Source organism: Heliobacterium chlorum (assembly GCF_014502795.1).
Taxonomy (GTDB): domain Bacteria; phylum Bacillota; class Desulfitobacteriia; order Heliobacteriales; family Heliobacteriaceae; genus Heliobacterium; species Heliobacterium chlorum.
Genome location: NZ_JACVHF010000120.1, coordinates 1 through 804, shown reverse-complemented (window position 1 = coordinate 804; position 804 = coordinate 1). Strand labels below are relative to the sequence as shown.

Sequence of the window (804 nt, the reverse complement as noted above, 5' to 3'; positions counted from 1 at the left end):
AAAGAGATGGCAAAGCGAGAACCGACGTGGGAAGAAGTCTGGTTCACTGGATGGGTGCGGCCATCCGGTAAATTACAAACAGCGATCCTGGCGTCGAAAATCGGTGAGTTGGATAAAGAACGATTGAAGGGTGTCAAGGCCGCCATTGATACAGGGGAAATCGGTCTCGGTGTAGAGAGCCTGCGGAAATTTACGAAGGCCCATGCGTTGCGTCTGTGGCGAGAGCTACAGGATAGACGGAAAGACACTGTGCTGAAAGAGATGGTGGCCAATTCACCGGGAAATTACCGTTTGATTCAAAGCGAAGACCAGTTAGAACAGGTAATCGTTGATTTACGAAATGAACCTATTATAGCATTCGACACGGAGACTACAGGTTTGGATGTATACCGAGATGTAATCGTTGGCATGTCGCTGACTTTACCGAAGGCGGATTATCACGTTTATATCCCGGTGGCCCATAAAGTCGGTAAGCAGTTGTCCCGGGACCGAGTGTTGGAATGGCTGCGTCCAATGTTGGAAAATCCAACGGTCGGGAAGGTACTGCATAACGCCAAGTACGATATGCACATGTTGATTCGCCATGGAGTCCGGATGCGAGGGATGGTTCACGATACCCGCGTGGCTATGGCCTTGTTGAATGAGAATGAGCCATCCTATGCCCTAAAGAATCTAGCCACAAAATATGGTCGCAAATTTGGATTTGAAGATACCAGCCACACCTTTTATGAACTCTTTGGAAAAACCCGATTTGATGAAGTGTCATTGGATGTCGCTCTGGTCTATGCGGCGAAGGATACACAC

Annotated in this window: 1 pseudogene; it reads left to right on the top strand. The window is 48.5% G+C overall.

What is annotated here, in order from left to right:
* A pseudogene (locus H1S01_RS20485) lies at positions 1-804 on the top strand (DNA polymerase); the annotation flags it as partial.